The sequence below is a fragment of the Thermoanaerobacterium sp. PSU-2 genome (assembly GCF_002102475.1).
GTDB lineage: Bacteria > Bacillota > Thermoanaerobacteria > Thermoanaerobacterales > Thermoanaerobacteraceae > Thermoanaerobacterium.
In genome coordinates, this window is sequence record NZ_MSQD01000009.1 from 1 (window position 1) to 19,904 (window position 19,904).

22 protein-coding genes are annotated in these 19,904 nt (G+C 34.9%); 6 read left to right on the forward strand and 16 right to left on the reverse strand.

Annotated elements, in window-relative coordinates; translation table 11 throughout:
• Positions 1-72: 72 nt before the first annotated feature.
• The 4 genes from BVF91_RS08145 to ptb are packed head-to-tail and all read right to left on the reverse strand — an operon-like array spanning position 73 to position 3,407.
• A complete protein-coding gene (locus BVF91_RS08145; RefSeq protein WP_038070181.1) occupies positions 73-285 on the reverse strand; it encodes a 4Fe-4S binding protein in 213 nt (70 codons plus the stop codon).
• Between the two features lie 30 nt (positions 286-315).
• Entirely contained in the window at positions 316-1,383 is a 1,068-nt protein-coding gene (gene buk / locus BVF91_RS08150; RefSeq protein WP_085112932.1) for a butyrate kinase, read from the reverse strand.
• A gap of 19 nt (positions 1,384-1,402) precedes the next feature.
• Positions 1,403-2,473 carry a Glu/Leu/Phe/Val family dehydrogenase gene (locus BVF91_RS08155; protein WP_085112933.1) on the reverse strand — a complete coding sequence of 357 codons (1,071 nt, stop codon included), beginning with the start codon at positions 2,471-2,473 and terminating at the stop codon, positions 1,403-1,405.
• A 28-nt stretch (positions 2,474-2,501) separates the two neighbouring features.
• Positions 2,502-3,407: a phosphate butyryltransferase gene (ptb, locus tag BVF91_RS08160; RefSeq protein ID WP_085112934.1), complete on the reverse strand. Its 906-nt coding sequence runs from the start codon at positions 3,405-3,407 to the stop codon at positions 2,502-2,504.
• Positions 3,408-4,033: 626 nt separating this feature from the next.
• On the opposite strand from ptb, the gene BVF91_RS08165 reads away from it, so the two are divergent.
• Positions 4,034-4,441 carry a putative zinc-binding protein gene (locus BVF91_RS08165; RefSeq protein ID WP_085112935.1) on the forward strand — a complete coding sequence of 136 codons (408 nt, stop codon included), beginning with the start codon at positions 4,034-4,036 and terminating at the stop codon, positions 4,439-4,441.
• A 150-nt stretch (positions 4,442-4,591) separates the two neighbouring features.
• Positions 4,592-5,737, forward strand: coding sequence for an amidase domain-containing protein (locus BVF91_RS08170; protein WP_274892585.1), 1,146 nt, complete (start codon positions 4,592-4,594; stop codon positions 5,735-5,737).
• 28 nt (positions 5,738-5,765) lie between these two features.
• Here the strand turns inward: BVF91_RS08170 and BVF91_RS08175 are convergent, their stop codons facing one another.
• From BVF91_RS08175 to BVF91_RS08190, 4 genes are all read right to left on the reverse strand, one after another.
• A complete protein-coding gene (locus BVF91_RS08175) occupies positions 5,766-5,969 on the reverse strand; it encodes a hypothetical protein (RefSeq protein ID WP_085112937.1) in 204 nt (67 codons plus the stop codon).
• On the reverse strand, positions 5,962-6,237 hold the full coding sequence (locus BVF91_RS08180) for a YkuS family protein (RefSeq protein WP_085112938.1): 276 nt from the start codon (positions 6,235-6,237) through the stop codon (positions 5,962-5,964). The genes BVF91_RS08175 and BVF91_RS08180 overlap by 8 nt, the downstream gene beginning before the upstream one ends.
• Positions 6,238-6,290: 53 nt before the next feature.
• Positions 6,291-6,611 carry a hypothetical protein gene (locus BVF91_RS08185; RefSeq protein WP_085112939.1) on the reverse strand — a complete coding sequence of 107 codons (321 nt, stop codon included), beginning with the start codon at positions 6,609-6,611 and terminating at the stop codon, positions 6,291-6,293.
• 119 nt (positions 6,612-6,730) lie between these two features.
• The gene (locus tag BVF91_RS08190) at positions 6,731-7,741 is read right to left on the reverse strand and encodes a glycosyltransferase (RefSeq protein ID WP_085112940.1); all 1,011 of its coding nucleotides are present in this window, start codon (positions 7,739-7,741) and stop codon (positions 6,731-6,733) included.
• A 175-nt stretch (positions 7,742-7,916) separates the two neighbouring features.
• Between BVF91_RS08190 and BVF91_RS08195 the strand changes: the two genes are divergently transcribed.
• Together BVF91_RS08195 and BVF91_RS08200 are read left to right on the forward strand one after the other, a co-directional pair.
• On the forward strand, positions 7,917-8,831 hold the full coding sequence (locus BVF91_RS08195; protein WP_085112941.1) for a M23 family metallopeptidase: 915 nt from the start codon (positions 7,917-7,919) through the stop codon (positions 8,829-8,831).
• Positions 8,832-8,867: 36 nt separating this feature from the next.
• Positions 8,868-9,275, forward strand: a complete 408-nt coding sequence (locus BVF91_RS08200; RefSeq protein WP_085112942.1) for a bactofilin family protein — start codon at positions 8,868-8,870, stop codon at positions 9,273-9,275.
• 14 nt (positions 9,276-9,289) lie between these two features.
• Here the strand turns inward: BVF91_RS08200 and BVF91_RS08205 are convergent, their stop codons facing one another.
• The 4 genes from BVF91_RS08205 to pdxR form a co-directional block, all read right to left on the reverse strand.
• Positions 9,290-10,834, reverse strand: a complete 1,545-nt coding sequence (locus BVF91_RS08205) for an S-layer homology domain-containing protein (protein WP_085112943.1) — start codon at positions 10,832-10,834, stop codon at positions 9,290-9,292.
• 109 nt (positions 10,835-10,943) lie between these two features.
• Positions 10,944-11,477: a spore coat protein gene (locus tag BVF91_RS08210; RefSeq protein WP_085112944.1), complete on the reverse strand. Its 534-nt coding sequence runs from the start codon at positions 11,475-11,477 to the stop codon at positions 10,944-10,946.
• A gap of 11 nt (positions 11,478-11,488) precedes the next feature.
• Positions 11,489-11,671 carry a spore coat protein gene (locus BVF91_RS08215; RefSeq protein ID WP_013788410.1) on the reverse strand — a complete coding sequence of 61 codons (183 nt, stop codon included), beginning with the start codon at positions 11,669-11,671 and terminating at the stop codon, positions 11,489-11,491.
• An 87-nt stretch (positions 11,672-11,758) separates the two neighbouring features.
• The gene (pdxR, locus tag BVF91_RS08220) at positions 11,759-13,192 is read right to left on the reverse strand and encodes a MocR-like pyridoxine biosynthesis transcription factor PdxR (RefSeq protein ID WP_085112945.1); all 1,434 of its coding nucleotides are present in this window, start codon (positions 13,190-13,192) and stop codon (positions 11,759-11,761) included.
• 107 nt (positions 13,193-13,299) lie between these two features.
• Between pdxR and iadA the strand changes: the two genes are divergently transcribed.
• Positions 13,300-14,469: a beta-aspartyl-peptidase gene (gene iadA, locus BVF91_RS08225; protein WP_085112946.1), complete on the forward strand. Its 1,170-nt coding sequence runs from the start codon at positions 13,300-13,302 to the stop codon at positions 14,467-14,469.
• 45 nt (positions 14,470-14,514) lie between these two features.
• On the opposite strand, the gene BVF91_RS08230 is transcribed toward iadA, so the two are convergent.
• Both BVF91_RS08230 and BVF91_RS08235 read right to left on the reverse strand, forming a co-directional pair.
• Entirely contained in the window at positions 14,515-15,474 is a 960-nt protein-coding gene (locus tag BVF91_RS08230) for a polyprenyl synthetase family protein (RefSeq protein ID WP_085113032.1), read from the reverse strand.
• Between the two features lie 9 nt (positions 15,475-15,483).
• Positions 15,484-16,011 carry a Gx transporter family protein gene (locus BVF91_RS08235; RefSeq protein ID WP_240495853.1) on the reverse strand — a complete coding sequence of 176 codons (528 nt, stop codon included), beginning with the start codon at positions 16,009-16,011 and terminating at the stop codon, positions 15,484-15,486.
• Positions 16,012-16,147: 136 nt separating this feature from the next.
• Here BVF91_RS08235 and BVF91_RS08240 point away from each other — a divergent pair, with 136 nt between their 5' ends.
• Positions 16,148-17,881: an FAD-dependent oxidoreductase gene (locus tag BVF91_RS08240; protein ID WP_085112948.1), complete on the forward strand. Its 1,734-nt coding sequence runs from the start codon at positions 16,148-16,150 to the stop codon at positions 17,879-17,881.
• A gap of 66 nt (positions 17,882-17,947) precedes the next feature.
• Here BVF91_RS08240 and BVF91_RS08245 read toward each other — a convergent pair whose 3' ends face one another.
• Positions 17,948-18,517, reverse strand: coding sequence for an ANTAR domain-containing response regulator (locus BVF91_RS08245; protein WP_085112949.1), 570 nt, complete (start codon positions 18,515-18,517; stop codon positions 17,948-17,950).
• A 13-nt stretch (positions 18,518-18,530) separates the two neighbouring features.
• Complete coding sequence (glnA, locus tag BVF91_RS08250) at positions 18,531-19,865, reverse strand: type I glutamate--ammonia ligase (RefSeq protein WP_085112950.1); 1,335 nt, start codon at positions 19,863-19,865, stop codon at positions 18,531-18,533.
• Positions 19,866-19,904 lie beyond the last annotated feature (39 nt).

Genomic DNA, 19,904 nt, shown 5'->3' on the forward strand with positions numbered 1-19,904 from the left:
CCAGCTTGTATTGCAGCTTCAGCCAGCGCTTCGTTCCCTTTCATGAGTACTTTTGCCATATATATCCCCCTCTTATTTTATAACTGTTATGACTGTGTCTGGGCACATTATTGCGCAGAATCCGCAGCTTATGCATTTTTCCATATTTTCTTCTTTTATCATGGCTGGGTGGTACCCTTTTACGTTTAATTTGTCTTTGTCCATTTCTATTATGTGTTTTGGACATGCTTCAACGCATAGTTCGCAGCTTTTGCACAAGTTTTCGTTAAATATGACTTGCTTCAATCTCATCATCTCCATCATATTTATATTACCTCATTCATAGACTTTTGCTTCTTCTTCACCGTTTAAGACACGGTATGCACCTTCAGCAAGTGCTTGCATCTCATCTTCTCCTGGATAGACATACACAGGAGCGATAAAATTAACTCGACTTGAAATGCGCTTTACAAAATCTTCATTGTATGCTATGCCGCCTGTTATACCTATAGCATCCACTTCTCCATTTAAAGCTACAGCCATCGCTCCAATCTCTTTTGCTGTCTTATACGCCATTGCATCAAGTATTAATTCCGCACTCTTATTGCCATTTTCTATCATTCTGTATACTTCTTTCACGTCATTTGTGTTAAGATGTGCTACTAAACCGCCGCCACCTAATATCTTCTTTTTCATTTCTTCAAAAGTATATCTGCCACTGTAGCACAATCTCACAAGTTCCAATGATGGAAGTCCTCCTGCTCTCTCTGGTGAAAATGGCCCTTCTCCATTTAAAGCATCATTTACATCTATTACATAACCATGTCTATGAGCTCCAACCGAAATTCCTCCGCCTAAATGTGCAATTATAAGGTTGACATCCTCGTATTTCTTTTTTAAATCAGAAGATAAACGCCTTCCAATGGCTTTTTGATTTAATGCATGAAATATGCTGGATTTTTGGATTTCAGGCATTCCCGTTATTCTGGCGACATCGTCTAATTCATTTACGACAACTGGATCAACAATAAATGCAGGTATACCGTGATTTTTAGCTAATTCGTATGCAATAATTCCTCCAAGGTTTGAGGCATGTTCACCTCTTTTAGCTTCTTTTAAATCTGATATCATCCTTTCGTTTACAATGTAAGTACCACTTTTTATCGGCTTTAATAGACCGCCTCTTCCGACAATTGCATTAAACTTTTCCATGGAAAAATTCTTTCTATGAAGCATTTCTAAAATAGTGTTTTTTCTAAATTCCAACTGTTCAAATATAGTTTTATATTGACTAAGCTCAGGAACGCTATGTCTCAATATTTCTGTAAACAAAACTTTTTTATCTTCAAAAACTGAAATCTTTGTTGATGTAGAACCAGGATTTATTGCAAGAATTAAAAACAAAAGAATTCCCTCCATAAGCTTAAACTTTTTTTATGAAATTATCTCTAATTCCCGCTATAGTTTTAATTCTTTCTTCAGCTACCATATCGGCAGCAATACAAGTTGGAATATTTTCTTCCTTTGATTTTTGTATGACTTTTTTTACATTGTCATATACCATAGAAACTTTTCTCATTGCCCGTTCTTTGTTATAACCAGATGGATGTAATTCCTCAGCTACATTTATGACACCACCTGCATTGATAATAAAATCAGGTACATAGAGTATTCCTTTTTCTTGTAGGATTTCTCCATGTTTTTCTTCCTTCAATTGATTGTTTGAAGACCCTGCGACAATTTTACATTTTAGGTGCGGTATTGTCTCATCATTTATTACAGCACCAAGTGCACATGGTGCAAATATATCACAATCAACACCGTATATATCATCAGGTTTTACATACTCAGCATTAAATTCACTGACGGCTCTTTTTACATTATCTTCAAAAATATCTGTGATTATTAATCTCGCTCCAGCTTCATGTAAATATTTTGCTAAATTATATCCAACATTCCCAACACCTTGAATAGCAACTGTTTTACCGCTTAATTCAGTTGTTCCAAACACTTCTTCACAAGCTGCTTGAATGCCTCTAAACACCCCGTATGCTGTAAAAGGAGACGGATCACCACTTTTCTCAGCAAGTCCCGCAACATAATTTGTCTCCATACTTATATAATCCATGTCTTTCATATTTGTCCCAACATCTTCGGCGGTTATATACCTTCCATTAAGCCCATCTATAAACCTGCCTAAGCTTCTAAATAATGCTTCACTTTTATCCTTTCTTGGATTTCCAATTACAACAGTTTTTGCGCCACCAAGATTTAGACCAGCAGCCGCATTCTTGTAAGTCATGCCTCTTGCAAGCCTTAATGCATCATTTATCGCGTCTTCTTCTGTATCATAAGTCCACATCCTGCATCCACCTAATGCAGGATCCAATGTTGTATCATGTATTGCTATCACAGCTTTTAGATCAGATGTTTTATCATAGCACAATACAACGTTTTCATAATCAAACTCTCTCATTGTTCTGAATAATTCCATAAAAATCACTCCTTTTTAATGTTTAGAATTATATGTTTTTATCTGATGCCACAATTGAAGCAAGCAATATTGAATTAAATTTAGACTCTTTAGAGTCAGATCTTGATGTTAAAATAACCGGTTTTTTTGCTCCAACAATTATTCCCGCTATTCTTTTATTCGCAATAAATGTGATAGCCTTGTAAAGCATATTGCCAGCTTCTATATCAGGTGCGATGAGAATATCGGCATTACCTGCAACAGTGCTATTTATACCTTTGTGGTAAGCCGACTCAATAGAAAGCGCATTATCTAATGCCAACGGTCCATCTACTATCACGCCTTTAAACTGACCTCTATCGCTCATCTTTGCTAAAATTGCAGCATCAATTGTCGCCTGCATAGCTGGATTTACCATCTCTACAGCAGCAAGTACAGCTACCTTTGGATCGCTTATTCCTATCTTTTTCGCCACGTAAGCTGCATTGTATATTATGTCGATCTTTGCTTTTAAATCAGGTGATATATTCATTGCTGCATCACTTAAAAGCATTAATCTATTAAATGGAGATTCAAAAACAGCTACATGACTTAATAACCTATCTGATCTTAGATCAAATTCCTTGTCTAAAACGGCTTTTAATATTACCGATGTTGGCACTAATCCCTTCATAATCATGTCTGCTTGCCCATCACTTACAAGCTTTACTGCCGCTTCACACGCTTTTACATCATCTTTTACATCTATAATCTCATGATCTTTTAAAGGCATCGATATAGAAAGTGCAAGTTTCTCTATCTCTGACTTATCCCCTACTAAAACAGATTTTATTATTCCTTTTTCGTAAGCATCTTTCACAGCTAGAAGCACATCGACATCAGCCGCTTGTGCAACAGCCACGATTTTAGGATTCAAATCTTTAACTAATTCATACATTTCTTTAAAACTTTTCACCGAAAGCACCTTCCATATTTTCTTATCTTATATTTTGAAATAGTGAGAAAAATTATTATTTTATAAAAGTTTATTGCTTAAAATTTTTTAATGATTACAATTTATATTTAATATATTCTCCATTTATTTTAAAATTCCTTCTTAGTTTCACAAAATTTTTTTGACCTTTATAATGCAAAAATGGGATTCCATCTCATGGTACGTCACCACCATTCAACGTATCAATGTCATCATTTAAAGTAATGTATCTCACACCGTGGAAAAACTTTTTCCAAATACCTTATATTTCAATATAATCTCTCTAAAGACAAGAAAGGTCTTTAGTGCCTATGCATAATTTGCTTTAATAAATCATTTAAGCTTTTCCCTTTTTCATTAAAAATCCTTTAAACAACAAAATTATCATCATACATCTTATCTGATTTTTTTCTTTCTATCCAATTGAACTGCTTTCTTTAAATTTATCTTATACGATATATTAATCAATAATTTTTTAATTTCGGAAAGAGCTTCCGTAATTCTGTCTCTTTCATAATGTTGAAAAAAATCGTCAATCGTGTTATCATAATAAGCGGTATATACCCACCCGGGTATATAGGGTTTATTAGCAATAAGGAGGATACGTCATGAAAAGCAAAGATAAAATAGCAATAATGCCATGTGCAGGTATCGGGCAAATTTTTGGGCAAATAACAAGGGAAGTTGGATACAATCTTGTTGATGATTTATACCCTGAAAACACAGTTTTAGTGTGTCCACCAGCTTTAGCAGTAGATATTCAGGAAGATATAGATTTTATAAACGAATATCCTGTATTGGTTTTAAATGGATGTAAAGATCGATGCGCGACAAAATTGATTTTGCAAAAAGGCGGCCAAGTCGAAGCAGAAGTTTATCTTCCTGACATACTGAAGAAAGAAAAGATCTCGCTGAAAGATGAGAAAAGAGGAAGATTAGGTGAAAAATCTAAATTGGCCATTCAAAAAATGACTGAAGATGCCAGTAAGTTGGTAAGAAATCTTTTAATTAGGTAGATAAATAGGCATAGCAAACTAAGTTTATTCATTAGTTTCTATGCTTATTTTTTTATTTTCAAATTTTAAATACATTGAATGTTACATAGAATTATTTATTTTATTTGTACATATTATTTACTATAAATGATAGGCAGGGAGGGATATTTTTTGCTATTTAAAGGGTATCATAAAATAGCAATTCCTATTTTGTTGTTAATAGCCACAAGCATCTGGGGAATATTGTTTTTCAATAAAACATTATCTACTGTAGCAGACAACAAAGAAGAAATAAAGCCCTTTTTAGATGCTTTCTTTGAGTCAAGAGGAAGCGTACTTTTAAGCGGAAATATTAAAGACATAGAAAAATATTACGATGTTGCTAACACAAATGGCAAATGGGCTCTTGAACATGAAAAAAGAAGAATTGATTACGTAAAAGGATGGTCTGAAAAAAGAAATCTTAAATTCGTAGAAGCACAATCAATTTACAGAATCAAAAGTTTGAAAGTTGGCGAACAGTCTATATGGCTCTATTTGGTAGAGACGATGAAGATGGGCTACGAGTACAATGTAAAGCCTGGCTTGATAAATTACATGGGGCTGGGGATTCGGCATTCCATTCAGTTGGTTAAAATCAACGGCAACTGGGTGATACGCCGCGATTGGTACTACGATCCATTAGATGAAGATTCAGCATTTATAGATATTAGCCCTGCTGACGGAATAGCCACAGAAATATCGCCAACCAATACCACTCCTGCAGGTGATAGTCAAAATCAGAAAAAAGGAAATTACGATAGAGAAGGCGCTGTAAGGTATGCTGATACATACGCTGGTGCTGCATGGGGTAGCGGAAATAACTATGAATACAACAAAAAATACAGAGATTATAATGGCGTTGGTGGCGACTGCACAAATTTCGCTTCACAAGTCTTGCATGAAGGTGGTGGACTAAAGATGGACTACATCTGGAACTTTAATGGCCGTGACTCTAGTACAGCATGGGCACAAGCTCCTGCACTCTTTAACTACCTTATATACAATGGAAAAGGAAGGCTTATTGCACAAGGTACATACATAGACATGGTAAAACCATCGGATTCACACCCTGCAGGAGCGATACGGGAACTAAAAAAAGGTGATCTCATTTGCTATGAAGAAAAAGGCACAATTGTTCATTTTGGCGTTGTAACAGGTTTTGATTCTTACGGAATTCCTGTTGTAAACACACATACATCTGACAGATACCATGTTCCATTTGATTTAGGATGGGATAAAAAGGTTATTTATAGATTCATTCACATAAATGATTAAAGAGAGGCGAAATCCTCTCTTTAATCATTTATGTCTGATCAAGGCTCGTAAGAACATCATCAAAAACGTCTATCCTGCATTTTTGATTTTTTACATCCCAATGTGTACATATTTCGCAGCTTCTTGATGATGAGTTTGCCATGGATATCATTGAAGCCTTGCCTAAAGAATCATCATAGCTAAAATCAGGACACGCTTCACCCACCGCTTTTAACTGATCTTTATTAGCCATCTGTATCACCGCCTGTACTTCTTTTTATTGCATTTTCTATGTCTTCTGGTGTCATTCCAGTTGCATCAATTATTGGCGATTTTGTATACGTATTTTCAAATCCAACCATGTCTTTGTGCTGTCCTGTTATTACTATTGCATCATAATCATTGACGTTAATACCGCTTAAATTGCTATCTTGCTCAAGATTTACTACATCATATCCTTTACCAGTAAGGTATCTTTTTACATTTGAAAGCTCTCTTTCAACGGCTATCTTTTTCCCCATTAAAAACACCTCCAATAGCGAATACATAATTATTATTAGTTTAATGTACCTTTTTATTCGCATAGGAGGACTATTAAAAGCGATAAAAACATTAAAAACGCGGCTGCCATCAATAGCACTTTTCCCCATTGTGTCATATAAATAAAATCATATCTTTTTTCAGGAAGTTCAAGGTTTCTAAATATTCTACTGATAGTCCTCATATCGTTAAACCAATATGATACATACAAAAAACCTCCAATAAGCCCCACAACACATCCGACAATAAAAAAATAATTGCTGTAACTTACATACGTAGAATGTATTCCATTTAAGGCAATATTTATAACAACAGTAATAAAAGATAAAATTATACCAAGTAAAATACCTTTCAAGCTAACAACTCCTAAATATCTTAGTATCTACCTTTTTCTCTTTTGAATAATTATATCATATTTTTCTCGAAGATTATTACCTCATTTAATCTTTAACAAATGTATAAGTCAAATCGAATTTATTTATATACCAAATAATATCTTATGATTCTATCAGCGTATTCTGCTCTTTTATCCCATGAATTTTCTCGCGCTATTTCCATAAGCTTTTCCTTTTTCACGACGCTAACATTTTCGATGGCTTTTTTTATCAAATATGCAAATTCTTCCTTATTATTGGCAGCATAAATGCCATCGCATTTTATGATAGATGGCAATTTGGAAGAAACAATTTGTTTTCCGGCGCTTAAATATTCATACATTTTTATTGGATCGGCACCTTCAGTCATTGTTGTAACTTTAAAAGGAATTATAGTCACATCAAAATACTGTAAATAATTTGGTAGGACGTCATATTTTTTCTCTCCCAAATAAAAAATATTCTTTCTAATAGGCACTTTTTTTGTATTCAAATTAGGACCAATGTACACGAAATTATACTCAGGACATTTTAAAGCAATATAATCCACTAAATCCCAATCTATCCACGTCGCCAATGCTCCTATATATCCAACTATAGGTTTATCACCAGGTAAATCAATAGGTCTTTCTGAAAAAATTTTGCTTGCTTTCTTAAAATGTTCAAAATCCGCACCGTTTGGCAGCAAAAATGTCCTTTTATTGACTTTAATATTTATATTAAATAGTTTTTCAGATGAAGCAAATACTATGTTGGCAGCTTTCTGCACTTCTTCAAAATTAAGCTTCCATTCTGTAAATTCTTCTGAAGGATAATCTATAGAATCAAATATCACATATTTTTTCTTGAACATTTTTAGAAAATTGTAATTTGGAGGATATGATATCCATACTATAGGAATTTCTCTAAATTTTACACTACCAATATCTACACCATTTACAATGTATAAATTTTTCCTTACCTCTATTATCCCTCTATTGTAGCTGTCATCAAAAGATTTATTAACGTAGTAAACTGTATAATTCCTTTCAGCCATACGACTCAATAGCTGCTGTGGCCTCTGATAAAGCCAGTTAAAATTAATAGTAGGTGGGTATATAATCGTCGCCATGCAAATACCTCCTGTGAAATTTTTATTTTGTACTCATAATATTCAAAAAAACTATATTTCGCTAATTTTAAAAACCCTCAAATTGATTGTTAATTTATTATCATAGCAGGAATTTTGAACTTTATGTAGAATATATTTAATTGGCTATTTTATGAAGGAGGTGTTACTGGATTAAATGCATATAAAAAATAAAGATGAGTACATAAACATAATGGTTGTACCAAATTCTAAAAAAGACATAAAAAGCTTTAAAATAAAAAGATCTGCTTTAAAAGCTTATATATTTGCAGCGGCAGTGCTTTTGATAGGCTTGTTTTCAACCTTTTTTTATTTTGCAGGGAGATATGCATATCTTTACGCCGCAGTTCATGAAAAAGACAAGATAATTGCAGAAAAAAATCAAAAAATAGCAGAAATGCAGGACTTAAACCAATCTCAAGACAAAAAGATCGCCATGCTTAATGATAATGCTAAGAAGTTAAGTGACAAGATGAAAAGTCTTGACGAGTTAGAGCAAAAAGTCAGGCGAATGGTAGGACTAAGTTCACCAGAAACGAGCCGTGGCGGCATAACACGTGATTCAAGGGATTTAACTTTAGATGAAAAAACCACAAATGAGCTTTCAAGCGAAATAGATAATAAAACATATGAATACAAAACTCTGATAGATGATATAAGCAAAAGATTGGATTATCTCGCATCGCTGCCATCATCATATCCTGTTGTAGGACCTATAACATCACCATTCGGAAGTCGCACATCCCCTTATGGCGAAAGCTCGGAGTTTCACCCTGGAATAGACATTGCCGTAGGATACGGTACACCTGTTAAAGCGGCGGGCAAAGGCATTGTAACTTATGCAGGATGGCTTTCCGGATATGGAAATGTAGTCATGATAAATCACGGTTATGGAATCACTTCTGTCTACGGTCATAATTCTCAACTGTTAGTAAGAGTAGGACAAACTGTAAACAGGGGTGATGTCATAGCAAAATCAGGTAGCACAGGTCGCAGCACGGGGCCACACGTGCATTTTGAAATAAGGCTAAATGGCAATCCAGTCGATCCTTTAAAATATCTTAGCAAGTGACGTATGATAGTTGCCAAACCCAAAAGGAGGTGTACTATGTTTCAAAGAAAAGATGCTAATACATTTGATGTAAATACTGATAAGATCGATACAATAATTGGCAAAAACACAAAAATAGAAGGAAACATTTCTTCTCAGGGCACTATGCGAATCGACGGATTAGTTACTGGAAAAGTTGAAGTAGAAGGCAATTTAATTGTCGGTGAAAATTCAAAAATAGAAGCTGATATAAAAGCTGATAATATTTCAGTTTCTGGAGAGATAGTTGGAAATCTTACAATAAAAAATCAAGTGCAGATAACATCCACTGGAAAAGTATACGGTGACATAGAGGTTCAAAATCTCATTATTGACGAAGGCGCAATATTTGATGGAAAATGCAAAATGAATAAAAAAGCAGAAAAGAATGCCGAAACTCAACAAAAGAAAAAAGATGTAAAATAAGGAGCTAAAGCTCCTTATTTTTTTAGAAGTCTATGAAGTATCGCTGTAGCTTCTGCCCGCGTCGCAAAATTTTTCGGCATAAAGTGATATGTATCGTATCCAGATATAATCCCCCTATTTGACAAAGCGATGATATCGTATTTGGCAAAACTGTTGTTTATGTCAATAAATGAACTATTGGAATACGGTTTGTAACCGTAAGCTTTAGCAATTATAGCGGCGATTTCTTCTCTTGTTATGTAGTTATTAGGCCTAAAGCTGCCATCGTCGTAACCACTTACTATTCCAAGTTTTTTCACTGTCGCTATGGCATCTCTTGCAAAACTCTGCTGCGTATCCCAAAATCCTTCACCAGGCTCTTCACTAATTCCCATTACTCTTAAAAGCAATGTAACAAATTCTGCTCTTGTTATGTAATTATTAGGTCTATATGTACCATCACCATACCCGGAGACATATTTAAGCATCGCCATATCGTTGATATCATCCCTCGCCCAGCTTGCAAATATGTCTCCAAAATAATCAACTGTATTGCCTTCAATAGCTGCCCAAAAATCCTGGCTTTCGTAACCAAGCCTCCAGAAAGATATGCTGTTTATCCCCACTGATGAAAGATAATCTAATTTTAGCTTAAAACTATAAGAATTTTCAAACCATACTGTGTGCTTTACTCCATTTTTGTAGTATATATAATATGGTTCTTTATATACATTATCCCATAAGGCATTGCCACCATACATGCCAATCAAAATTTTTACATCGTCTTCCGTAACGGAAGTCGTTCCAGTTGAAGACCAGTCATATCCATATGCCGGAAGTCCCATAACTATTTTATCCTTATCAATCGTCGATAAAGCATAGTTAGTTACATTTTGAAGCCAATCAAACGAGCAAATTGGGCCGCTGCTTCCACCTGACCAATGTTGATCATAAGCCATTATGATAATTTTATCAGCTATTTTAGATATTGCCGCATAATCAAAACCTCCCGCCCAAAAACTCGATGGACTATCCGCAGTCATGGCAGGTATAGCAACAGTAAGCATCAAATTATCAGCGGCCAATTTTGATTTCAAATCCGATAAAAATTGATTGTAGTTTTGTCTGTCGTTGTATCCAACATTTTCAAAATCAATATTAACTCCTTTGTACCCTCCGCTTTTTACTGCACCTACAATGTTATCAATCAAATTATTTCTTGCAGATACATTATTTAAAACGGAATGTATCAGGCTATTGTCGAATGTACCTCCCCTCATGTTGTGAATAAGTAAAAGAGGTGTCACGTTGTCTTTTACTGCTTCATCTTTTATAACATCATTTTCAGTACCGTTTAGATTTCCACTTTCATCGATTCCGTAAGTAAACGTTATTACATAATTGATATTTGATTCATTTTGTATAAAAGAATCGTAAGAACTATTATCTGCATCGTAATCATGTGTCGCATAAGCATACACAATCCTCTCTGATGCGCTGGTTTTAGCGAAATTAAATAAAAACAAAGATAGAACTATAAAAGCTGCTATAAGCATAAAAAAAGCTTTTTTTATACGCATGCCAAAATCCCCCTTGTGCATTTTCAATATATATGATAACATTGGCAAGCATATATCTTCAACCGTATAAATTTCCCACAAAAGTAAATGAGGCCCATAAAGGCCTCATTTATCCTTGAAACATATTTCTGGTATTAACGATATCCTGTTGATTTGCATTGCTTACAGGATACCACCCTTTTTGTTTCATCAAATTGAATATCTCATAGTGGACATCATGTTCTTCATTTAGTATATTCTTAATGCTGGAATATACATTTTGATTTGCACTTTCTATACAAGCACTGTTGTAAGATTGTAGTAAGAGTATTTCTGACTTTAAACAGTCTGCAGTTATATCTTTATCCGTAAGAGTTGATGTTTGAGATGTGCTTGCTGTATAAGTTTGATTCTTACCGCTTGCACTGTTTAGATTCTGCATCGTTGTATTGTCGATCGCCCTGCTTATGCTACCTGCCGGCGAATAATCATTAGGCATACCTGTAGCATTTATGCCGCCAGTTGCAGTAGCATTTGTCGACACATTTTTTAAATTGGAATTTGTATATGAATCTATCTGTTTGCTAATACTGCCACCTGACATATCCGGCATAGCTGCTGAATTCATGGCAGTAGTATTTACCTTTGCACTTTTTCTACCCATCTATATCACTCCTATTTCAATAAATTTAATAAAGAGTTGTAATGATTTTGATGCACGTTTATATTTTTTTGAAACACATTTTTAAGCTGTGGATCTGTCACTTGATTCACAGCCGTCTGATACTTCTTTATTATCAATTGCTCTGATGCAAGTTCATCCGAAATATATCCAAGTTCTTTTTGAGTTAATGCCATATTTTTACCTCCTCCTCAGTTATTTTTGCATATTTATTATTTGTAGTTGCTTTTTTTTAATTCAAAAAAAAGCGCATTAAAGCGCTTTTAAACGATTGGAATATATTCACTATTTCCCGCCTCATCAATATCTTTAATGACTTCTTCAATAGTTAGTATGCCTTTTCTTATTTTATCTACTTCACATGATGCATAACTCAATCTTATATGTGAGTCATCTACCTTGTTAGAAAAAAATATACTTCCTGGAACTATAGAAACATTTCTTTCAATACATTTTAAATATACCATTTTTGAAGAAATACTCTCTTTCAATTTTATCCAAAAATAAAACCCTCCATCCGGAATATTGACCTCAAAATAGTCGTTATCAATCAAAAGGCGTTTCATCTCATCAAACCTATTCTTCATGGTATTTTTAAATACTTCTACATGTTTTTCCCACATTCCTTCTTTCAAATAGATCTCAAATGCTCTTTGCATCAAACCGGATGTTGATAAATCTGTAACATATTTTGCTTCAGCAAAAGAATTTATAAGATTTTTAGGAGATAATATAAACCCTAATCTCAATCCTGGCATATATATCTTAGAAAAACTTTTTATATATATTACCCTATCGTATTTGTCATAGGCTTTTAATGGCAAATGCTTATTATTGCTGAAATTTAACTCATTTGAAAAATCGTCTTCCACAATATAAGTATCATACTTGTATGCAATCTCGATGAGTTTTTTCATCTTTTCCACGCTGTACGAAATTCCAGTTGGATTTTGAAAAACCGGCATTGTGTAAATCAATTTTGGTTTGAAAATCTTCAGTTTCTCCTCCAACATATCTACATTAATTCCATCTTTATTAAGTTCTATATCTACAATTTCGGCTCCTCTTGATTTAAAAGATGCTATAGCCCATGAATACGTAGGTGACTCAACAAAAACACAATCACCAAAATTTATCAACGCTTTTGATACAACATCTATCCCCTGTTGTCCGCCTGAGATAATTTGTACATCTTCGTAATCGATGATTACCTCATCTTTCTTTATGAACTCTGCAATGACTTTTCTAAGTGGCATGTATCCTTTTGTATCTTGATATTCAAATGCGTATCCACCATCTCTCTCCAAAACTTTGTTTATAATTACTTTAAAATCTTCAACCGGAAACAGCTCAGGGTTTGGAGACGATGAAGAAAAATTTATCATGTTTTTATTTACAAGTATCTGTCCATGTTCCAAAGCTTTTATATCTTCGATAGGCATTTCTGATTGTCTAACAGTCTCAGATACATACGTTCCACTACCGACTCTTTTTTCTATATACCCATTTGCCTCAAGTAGCCTATATGCATTTATGACAGTAACATTGTTTACACCCAACTCTTTAGCTAATGAACGTATGGTTGGCAATTTGTAACCTGGTGGGATACTGCCATTTTCAATGTATTTTTTAAATTGATTAAAAATCTGTATATAAAGTGGAGTAGACTTATTTTTATCTACTGAAAAATTCACCATCTTCAACACCTCTTAACTTGTTTCGATACAATTTAATGATAACATAAATAATAACGATTTTGTACAAACTAATTTGCAAGAAAAAAACTGTAAAGAAGGTGAAAAAAATGTTCTTATTATTAAAAGGTGCAGAAGTTTATGCACCAAAATACATCGGCAAAATGGACTTACTTACATGTAACGAAAGGATTGTCAAAATAGCGAAAGACATCGATATAAGAGATCTTCCCGAACTTTCAACCATCGACTTAAGCGGGCATATAATTGTGCCTGGTTTTATTGATCAACATGTGCATATTGCAGGCGGCGGTGGCGAAGGAGGTCCTGTAACAAGAACCCCTGAGATAAAGCTAACAGAACTCACAAAAGCTGGAATCACAACAGTTGTGGGGCTTTTAGGTGCAGATGGCATAACAAGAAGCATGACAGAATTGCTGGCAAAAGCAAGGGCATTGGAGGAAGAAGGCCTTACCACGTATATATACACAGGTGCTTATGAGCTTCCTACGAGAACACTTACTAATAGCGTCAGATCTGACGTAGCGATAATTGATAAAGTGTTAGGCACTGGCGAAATTGCCATTTCTGATCACAGATCAGCTCAGCCAACAGTAGAAGATCTAACAAAACTTGCAGCAGAAGCCAGAGTCGGTGGGCTCTTAGGAAATAAACCAGGAATTGTACATTTGCACGTCGGCGATGGCATAAGAGGTCTTACACCTATTATAGACATCGTCAAAAATACTGAAATACCAATCACACAGTTTATTCCAACTCATGTAAATAGAAATGGTCATCTTTTTTCACAAGCAATGGAATTTTTAGAGATGGGAGGCCGTATCGACTTAACATCAGATATAAAACCTGATGAAAACTCCAAAACTGCACTTAAGCCAATAGATGCAGTAAGAAAGATTGTAGAAAACAATCTACCGTTAGATAACGTGACCATGAGCTCTGACAGCAATGGAAGCATACCTGTATTTGATGAAAACAAAAAACTTATTAAAGTAATGGTTGGCAGTACAATGACACTTTACAGAGATTTAAAAGAAATAATTGCAAATGGTGTCTTGCCACTTGAAGCTGCCATAAAAATAATAACCGAAAATGTGGCCAAAGTGCTTCTTTTATACCCTAAAAAGGGCTGCATAAAAGAAAATTCTGATGCCGATTTTGTAGTTCTGGACAGAAATTTAAACATTTCATCAGTCATAGCAAAAGGCAAATTTATGATTAAATTCAATGAAATCGTAAAAAAAGGTACATTCGAGTAAAAGGACATTTTTTTGAAAATGTCCTTTTATCATGCTTATCAAAAATCAATGATTCCTCTTCAATACATCATCAGCAATATCCATCATTAAGCTTTTCTGTTCACAATCTGGTATCACTTCCAAATACTTGATAGCTTTTTTTACATATTTGAGAGCAAGTTCTTTTGCATAGTCTATGCCACCACTCAACTTTACTTCTTTTATTATGCGGTTTACATCTCTTCTACTTAAATCTCTCTTCCTCAAAATCCCCTCAATTACCTTCTTGCGATCCGTTTTAAGCGCATAGATAAGAGGCAACGTGTATATTCCGTTTAATAGATCACTGCCTAAAGGCTTTCCTACAACTCTTTCTACACCTTCGTAATCAAGAATATCATCGACAATCTGAAATGCCGTACCTATTTCTAAACCAAAATGCCTCATGGCTCTTATCATTTCTTTTGGAAGTCCTGCCTGCGATGCACCAGATTCACAGCTAATTGCAAATAATAAAGCAGTTTTTCTATAAATTCTTTTTAGATATTTTTTAATGCTCAAATCCAGATTATATCTATTATCAAATTGTTCAATCTCTCCCTCACAAATAGCCTTAACGCCCTTCGCAATTAATTTTAAATTTTCTTTTGAAATAATATCAGCTATCAAATTAAATGCTTGGCTAAATAAAAAATCGCCAGTAAAAACCGCTGTTTCTTTACCATATTTGCTTTGAACCGATTTTTGTCCACGCCTCATCTTTGAATCATCAATGATATCGTCATGTATAAGCGTGGCCATGTGCATTATCTCTATAGAAGCTGCTATTGGAATGATTTTCTCCTCACTGTATTCGCCCATTCTGGCAATAGCGATTACAAGAAGTGGCCTTATCCTTTTGCCCCCAGACAAAACCAAATCGTCAATCGCTTTTTTTATAGTTGGAGAGTTAGTCTTGACATTTGCCAAAATAAATTCATCTATCTTTTTCATATCTTCTTTTATAAACTCATATTTGTCAAACAAAACAAACACCTACCACTTAGAATCGTATTTAAAATTTTTGATGTATTTTTTAAAATAATTAGCCACAAGTCCTGTAAAGACGCCCATTATGATTCCAGCAATCATAAGCACAGGTAAATAGGAGAATATAAGAAAATTGTTTATAATTAATGCCGCAACAAATAGCTGACCTACATTGTGGGCAACAGAACCAAAAACACTTACACCAACTAAGCTAAAGTATTTACTGTATCTCTTGTAAACAAAAAACATAATACATGCACTCAAAATACCACCGGATACACTGTACAAAAATGACGTTAAATTTCCAACAAGCAATTGTGCCAACAATGTCCTCAGAATGACCACAATGAGGGATTCTTTAAATCCAAACATCAATATCGTTACTAAAGTAACTATATTAGCAAGCCCGATCTTTATCCCTGGAACAGGGATAGGGACGGGAATAAAGCTTTCAACTATATTCAGCACCAATGCCTGTGAAATCAATATAGAAACATATACAATTTTCTTAGCAGACAGTTTTATGCCCTCCAATCCTATAAAACACATCATAATTATTATATTTGTTTTTTAACATTTAATCAACTGATATCATTTACTAAAAATTTTTGTTTGTTAAATAATTATGCTATAATCAAGATGGAGATAAATTATAACAGGAGGTTTTTATATGGGTACTAAAGTAATAGTGTTAGGCGGAGGATTCGGAGGAGCTACTGCTGCACAAAAACTTGATAAATATTTGCTTAACAACGATGTGGAAATAATGCTTATCGAAAAAAATGATAGTCAGACATACCTTACAGAGCTACATGAAGTAGCTGGAAATAGGATAAAACCTGAAGGTGTAAAAGTTTCATTAAAAGAGGCGTTGGAGTACACACGCGTTAAGATTGTACAAGATGAAATAACCAAAGTTGACATAGAAAACAAGAAGTTGTACTCAGAAACATCTGAATACGATTATGATTACCTTATAATAGCTTGTGGAAGTGAACCAGCCTATTTTGGAATTCCTGGCATGAAAGAGCACGCTTTCACGTTGTGGTCTTTAAAAGACGCTGAAAAAATAAACAAGCACATTCGCGAAATGTTTAAAAAGGCACAATATGAAACTGACAAGCAAAAGAGAGCAAAAATGCTTACATTCATAGTCGGTGGCGGCGGTTTTACCGGAGTTGAAATGATAGGTGAACTCATGGAATGGGTAGATAGGCTGTGTAAAGAATACAAAATCCCAAGAAATGAAGTTAAACTATCTCTTGTGGAAGCATTGCCTAAAATATTACCTACAGTCAGCAGAGAAAATCTAGTTCAAAAAGTAGTAAATTTCCTCAACAAAAACGGAGTAGAAGTCAAGACAAATTCCATGATCACCAGCGTTACACCAGATGGCATCACATTAAAAACAGGAGAAGAAATTCCTACAAAAACGCTAATTTGGACAGGCGGCATTCAAGGAAATAGCTTCGTTGCAAATATTGGGCTTAATACAGATAAAAAAGGAAGAATCGTAGTAAATAAATACATGGAATCATCTAATCCGTACGTATATGCCATCGGCGACAGCGCCTCATATGTAGGAGAAGATGGAAAACCTATGCCTGCCTTGGTGGAATCTGCTTTGCAGTCTGCAGATGCCGCCGCATACAATATTGCCGCTTCCATTAAAAATACGCCAAAGAAAGAACTTAAACTAAATCTTCACGGAAATATGGTATCCGTAGGAAGAAGGTTTGCGATTGCCGAACTATCTGGCATAGGTGGACTCTCCGGATACCCAGCTACATTTATGAAGCACATTGTAAATATGCATTATCTATTTGGCTTAAGTGGTCTCGGCATGTGTGCTCAATATATAAGAGATCAGTTTATAGATGTGCCTGATAAAGGCAAATTAAGCATAATTGAAAACCATGTAGCTGTTACTACAAACATGTTTTGGCTATCACTTATGAGGGTTTTCTTAGGTTTAATGTGGATCATCAGTGGTATCCAACATATACAAGAAGGATGGCTGTCATCAGTTAAATTATCTGCTGGTGCGTCTTCAGCTCCGATGCAAAATGTACCTGCCTGGTATGGCTGGTTTATGGAAAAATTCATATTTCCTCATGCTATATTCTTCCAGTCACTAATAACATTGTCTGAAATAGGCATTGGTCTTTTGCTTGTTGCAGGACTATTTACGTTTATTGCTGCACTTGGAACCATATTCCTTCATATTAATTTCTACCTATCAGGTATGGCGACATTCAACAACTGGTGGTACGTCATAACTGCCATAGCCATAATGGGCGGCGCTGGAAGAGCATTTGGTCTCGACTACTATGTAATGCCTTGGCTTTCAAAAGTATTAAAGCACTGGGTTAGAAGGAAAAAACTAAAACTTAATGTATTTTAATAAAGGCTGTAGGATTTCTCCTATAGCCTTTTTGCTATTAAAAACATATTTGTGCTTAAGCTTTTTTTACGAGTATTTAGTTAATATCCTCTCTGCTATGACTTCCATAGGAAGAGTTGAGTCCATGCTCATCTTCCTCATCAGTGTGTAAGCTTCATCTTCATCTAATTTTTTTACTTTCATTAAAAGACCTTTAGCTTTCTCTATTTTCTTGCGGGCTTCTATTTGCTTTTTTAAGCTTTCTATCTCATTTTTTAAAGATAAATATTTTTTGTGATTTTCTATAACAAATTCAGTCAAACTTAATAACACTGCTTTATCGATTGGTTTTAGCAAATAAGCAAATACCGAATAGTTTTTTACTTCCTCGATAAAGCCCCTTTGAATGGTCTGCGTCATCAATATGACAGGTGCCACATTGTCGCTATCTATAATATGCGCTACTTCATAAGCATTCATTCCCACAATACCCATATCTACCAAAACAAGATCAGGCATCAAGGAGCGAGACAGCCTAATTGCGCTTCCACCATCTCTCGCTTCATAGACTAGATGTCCACTGGACAAAAGCATTCCTTTAAGTGTGCTTCTGCTGTAGTCATTGCTATCAGCTATTATGATGCGCCACTGACTCATGAAAACACCTACCTTAAAACTTAGTAAGGTATTGGTCTATCTCCCACCTTGTGACGTAAGTCCTGTAGGAATCCCACTCAGACCATTTTGCCTCAACATATTTATTGTATATATGCTCACCCAATGCATTTTTTATAACCTCATCTTCTTCTAAGATGACTAAGGCTTCTTCTAAAGATTCAGGTAATTTTTCTATATTCAATTCGCTTAATTCACTTTCACTCATTTCGTAAATATTTTTATCAACTGGCAACGGCGGCATTATCTTATTTTTTATGCCATCAAGTCCTGCAGCTAACGAACAAGCTAATGCTAAGTACGGATTATTGGAAGGATCAGGTGATCTAAGCTCTATCCTTGTTGAATTTCCTCTTTTAGCAGGTATCCGTATGAGGGGACTTCTATTTCTTCCAGACCACGCAATGTATACAGGAGCTTCAAAGCCTGATACAAGCCTTTTGTATGAATTTACTGTAGGATTTGTTATGGACGTTAGCGCTTTTGCATGTTTCAAAAGGCCTCCAATGTAGTAATAGCAATCTTTGCTAAGGCCCATCTGGTCGCTTGGATCGTAAAATGCATTTTCACCGTTTTTCATGAGTGACTGATTCAAATGCATACCAGAACCTGCAATGCCGTACACAGGTTTAGGCATGAACGTCGCATGAAGTCCGTGCTTTTGCGCTATTATCCTTACTACCATTTTAAATGTCATGACATTATCTGCCGTTGCAAGCGCATCATCATATTTAAAATCTATTTCATGCTGCCCCGGTCCTACTTCATGGTGTGATGCCTCTATTGCAAATCCCATTTCTTTTAGTGTAGAAACCATTTCCTTTCGAGCGCTTTCTCCTAAATCAACTGGTGCCATATCAAAATATCCTGCTGCATCCTGAGTGATTGTAGTAGGATTTCCTTTTTCATCTGTCAAAAACAGATAAAATTCACATTCTGGTCCCACATTCATAGTGTAGCCTAATTTTTTTGCTTCTTCTAAATTTTTCTTAAGAATATACCTTGGATCACCTTCAAAAGGCGTACCATCAGGATTGTATATATCACAAATAAGCCTTGCCTCCACACCACTTGTTGTCCTCCATGGAAATATTACAAATGTATCGGTATCTGGCCTTAAATACATATCAGATTCTTCGATTCTGACGAATCCGTCTATTGATGATCCGTCAAACATTATTTCGTTATTTAAAGCCTTATCAAGCTCTTCAATAGGAATCGAGACATTTTTCATGACGCCAAAGATGTCGCTAAACTGCAAATGAATGAACTCAACACCACGTTCTTTAGAAATCCTCAATACGTCTTCTGCACTGTATTTGTTTCCCATAGCAATCCTCCTTAAATTAAAAATAGGTGTACTCAATTA

Coding starts and splice junctions, on each gene's coding strand:
- BVF91_RS08175 (WP_085112937.1), bottom strand. CDS start 5,969: ATGGCTAATAAAGATCAGTTAAAAGCGGTGGGTGAAGCGTGTCCTGAT.
- BVF91_RS08195 (WP_085112941.1), top strand. CDS start 7,917: ATGCATATAAAAAATAAAGATGAGTACATAAACATAATGGTTGTACCA.
- BVF91_RS08245 (WP_085112949.1), bottom strand. CDS start 18,517: ATGAGTCAGTGGCGCATCATAATAGCTGATAGCAATGACTACAGCAGA.
- BVF91_RS08200 (WP_085112942.1), top strand. CDS start 8,868: ATGTTTCAAAGAAAAGATGCTAATACATTTGATGTAAATACTGATAAG.
- BVF91_RS08240 (WP_085112948.1), top strand. CDS start 16,148: ATGGGTACTAAAGTAATAGTGTTAGGCGGAGGATTCGGAGGAGCTACT.
- BVF91_RS08190 (WP_085112940.1), bottom strand. CDS start 7,741: ATGGCGACGATTATATACCCACCTACTATTAATTTTAACTGGCTTTAT.
- BVF91_RS08215 (WP_013788410.1), bottom strand. CDS start 11,671: ATGGCATTAACTCAAAAAGAACTTGGATATATTTCGGATGAACTTGCA.
- BVF91_RS08210 (WP_085112944.1), bottom strand. CDS start 11,477: ATGGGTAGAAAAAGTGCAAAGGTAAATACTACTGCCATGAATTCAGCA.
- glnA (WP_085112950.1), bottom strand. CDS start 19,865: ATGGGAAACAAATACAGTGCAGAAGACGTATTGAGGATTTCTAAAGAA.
- BVF91_RS08155 (WP_085112933.1), bottom strand. CDS start 2,473: ATGGAATTATTCAGAACAATGAGAGAGTTTGATTATGAAAACGTTGTA.
- BVF91_RS08180 (WP_085112938.1), bottom strand. CDS start 6,237: ATGGGGAAAAAGATAGCCGTTGAAAGAGAGCTTTCAAATGTAAAAAGA.
- iadA (WP_085112946.1), top strand. CDS start 13,300: ATGTTCTTATTATTAAAAGGTGCAGAAGTTTATGCACCAAAATACATC.
- BVF91_RS08205 (WP_085112943.1), bottom strand. CDS start 10,834: ATGCGTATAAAAAAAGCTTTTTTTATGCTTATAGCAGCTTTTATAGTT.
- pdxR (WP_085112945.1), bottom strand. CDS start 13,192: ATGGTGAATTTTTCAGTAGATAAAAATAAGTCTACTCCACTTTATATA.
- BVF91_RS08165 (WP_085112935.1), top strand. CDS start 4,034: ATGAAAAGCAAAGATAAAATAGCAATAATGCCATGTGCAGGTATCGGG.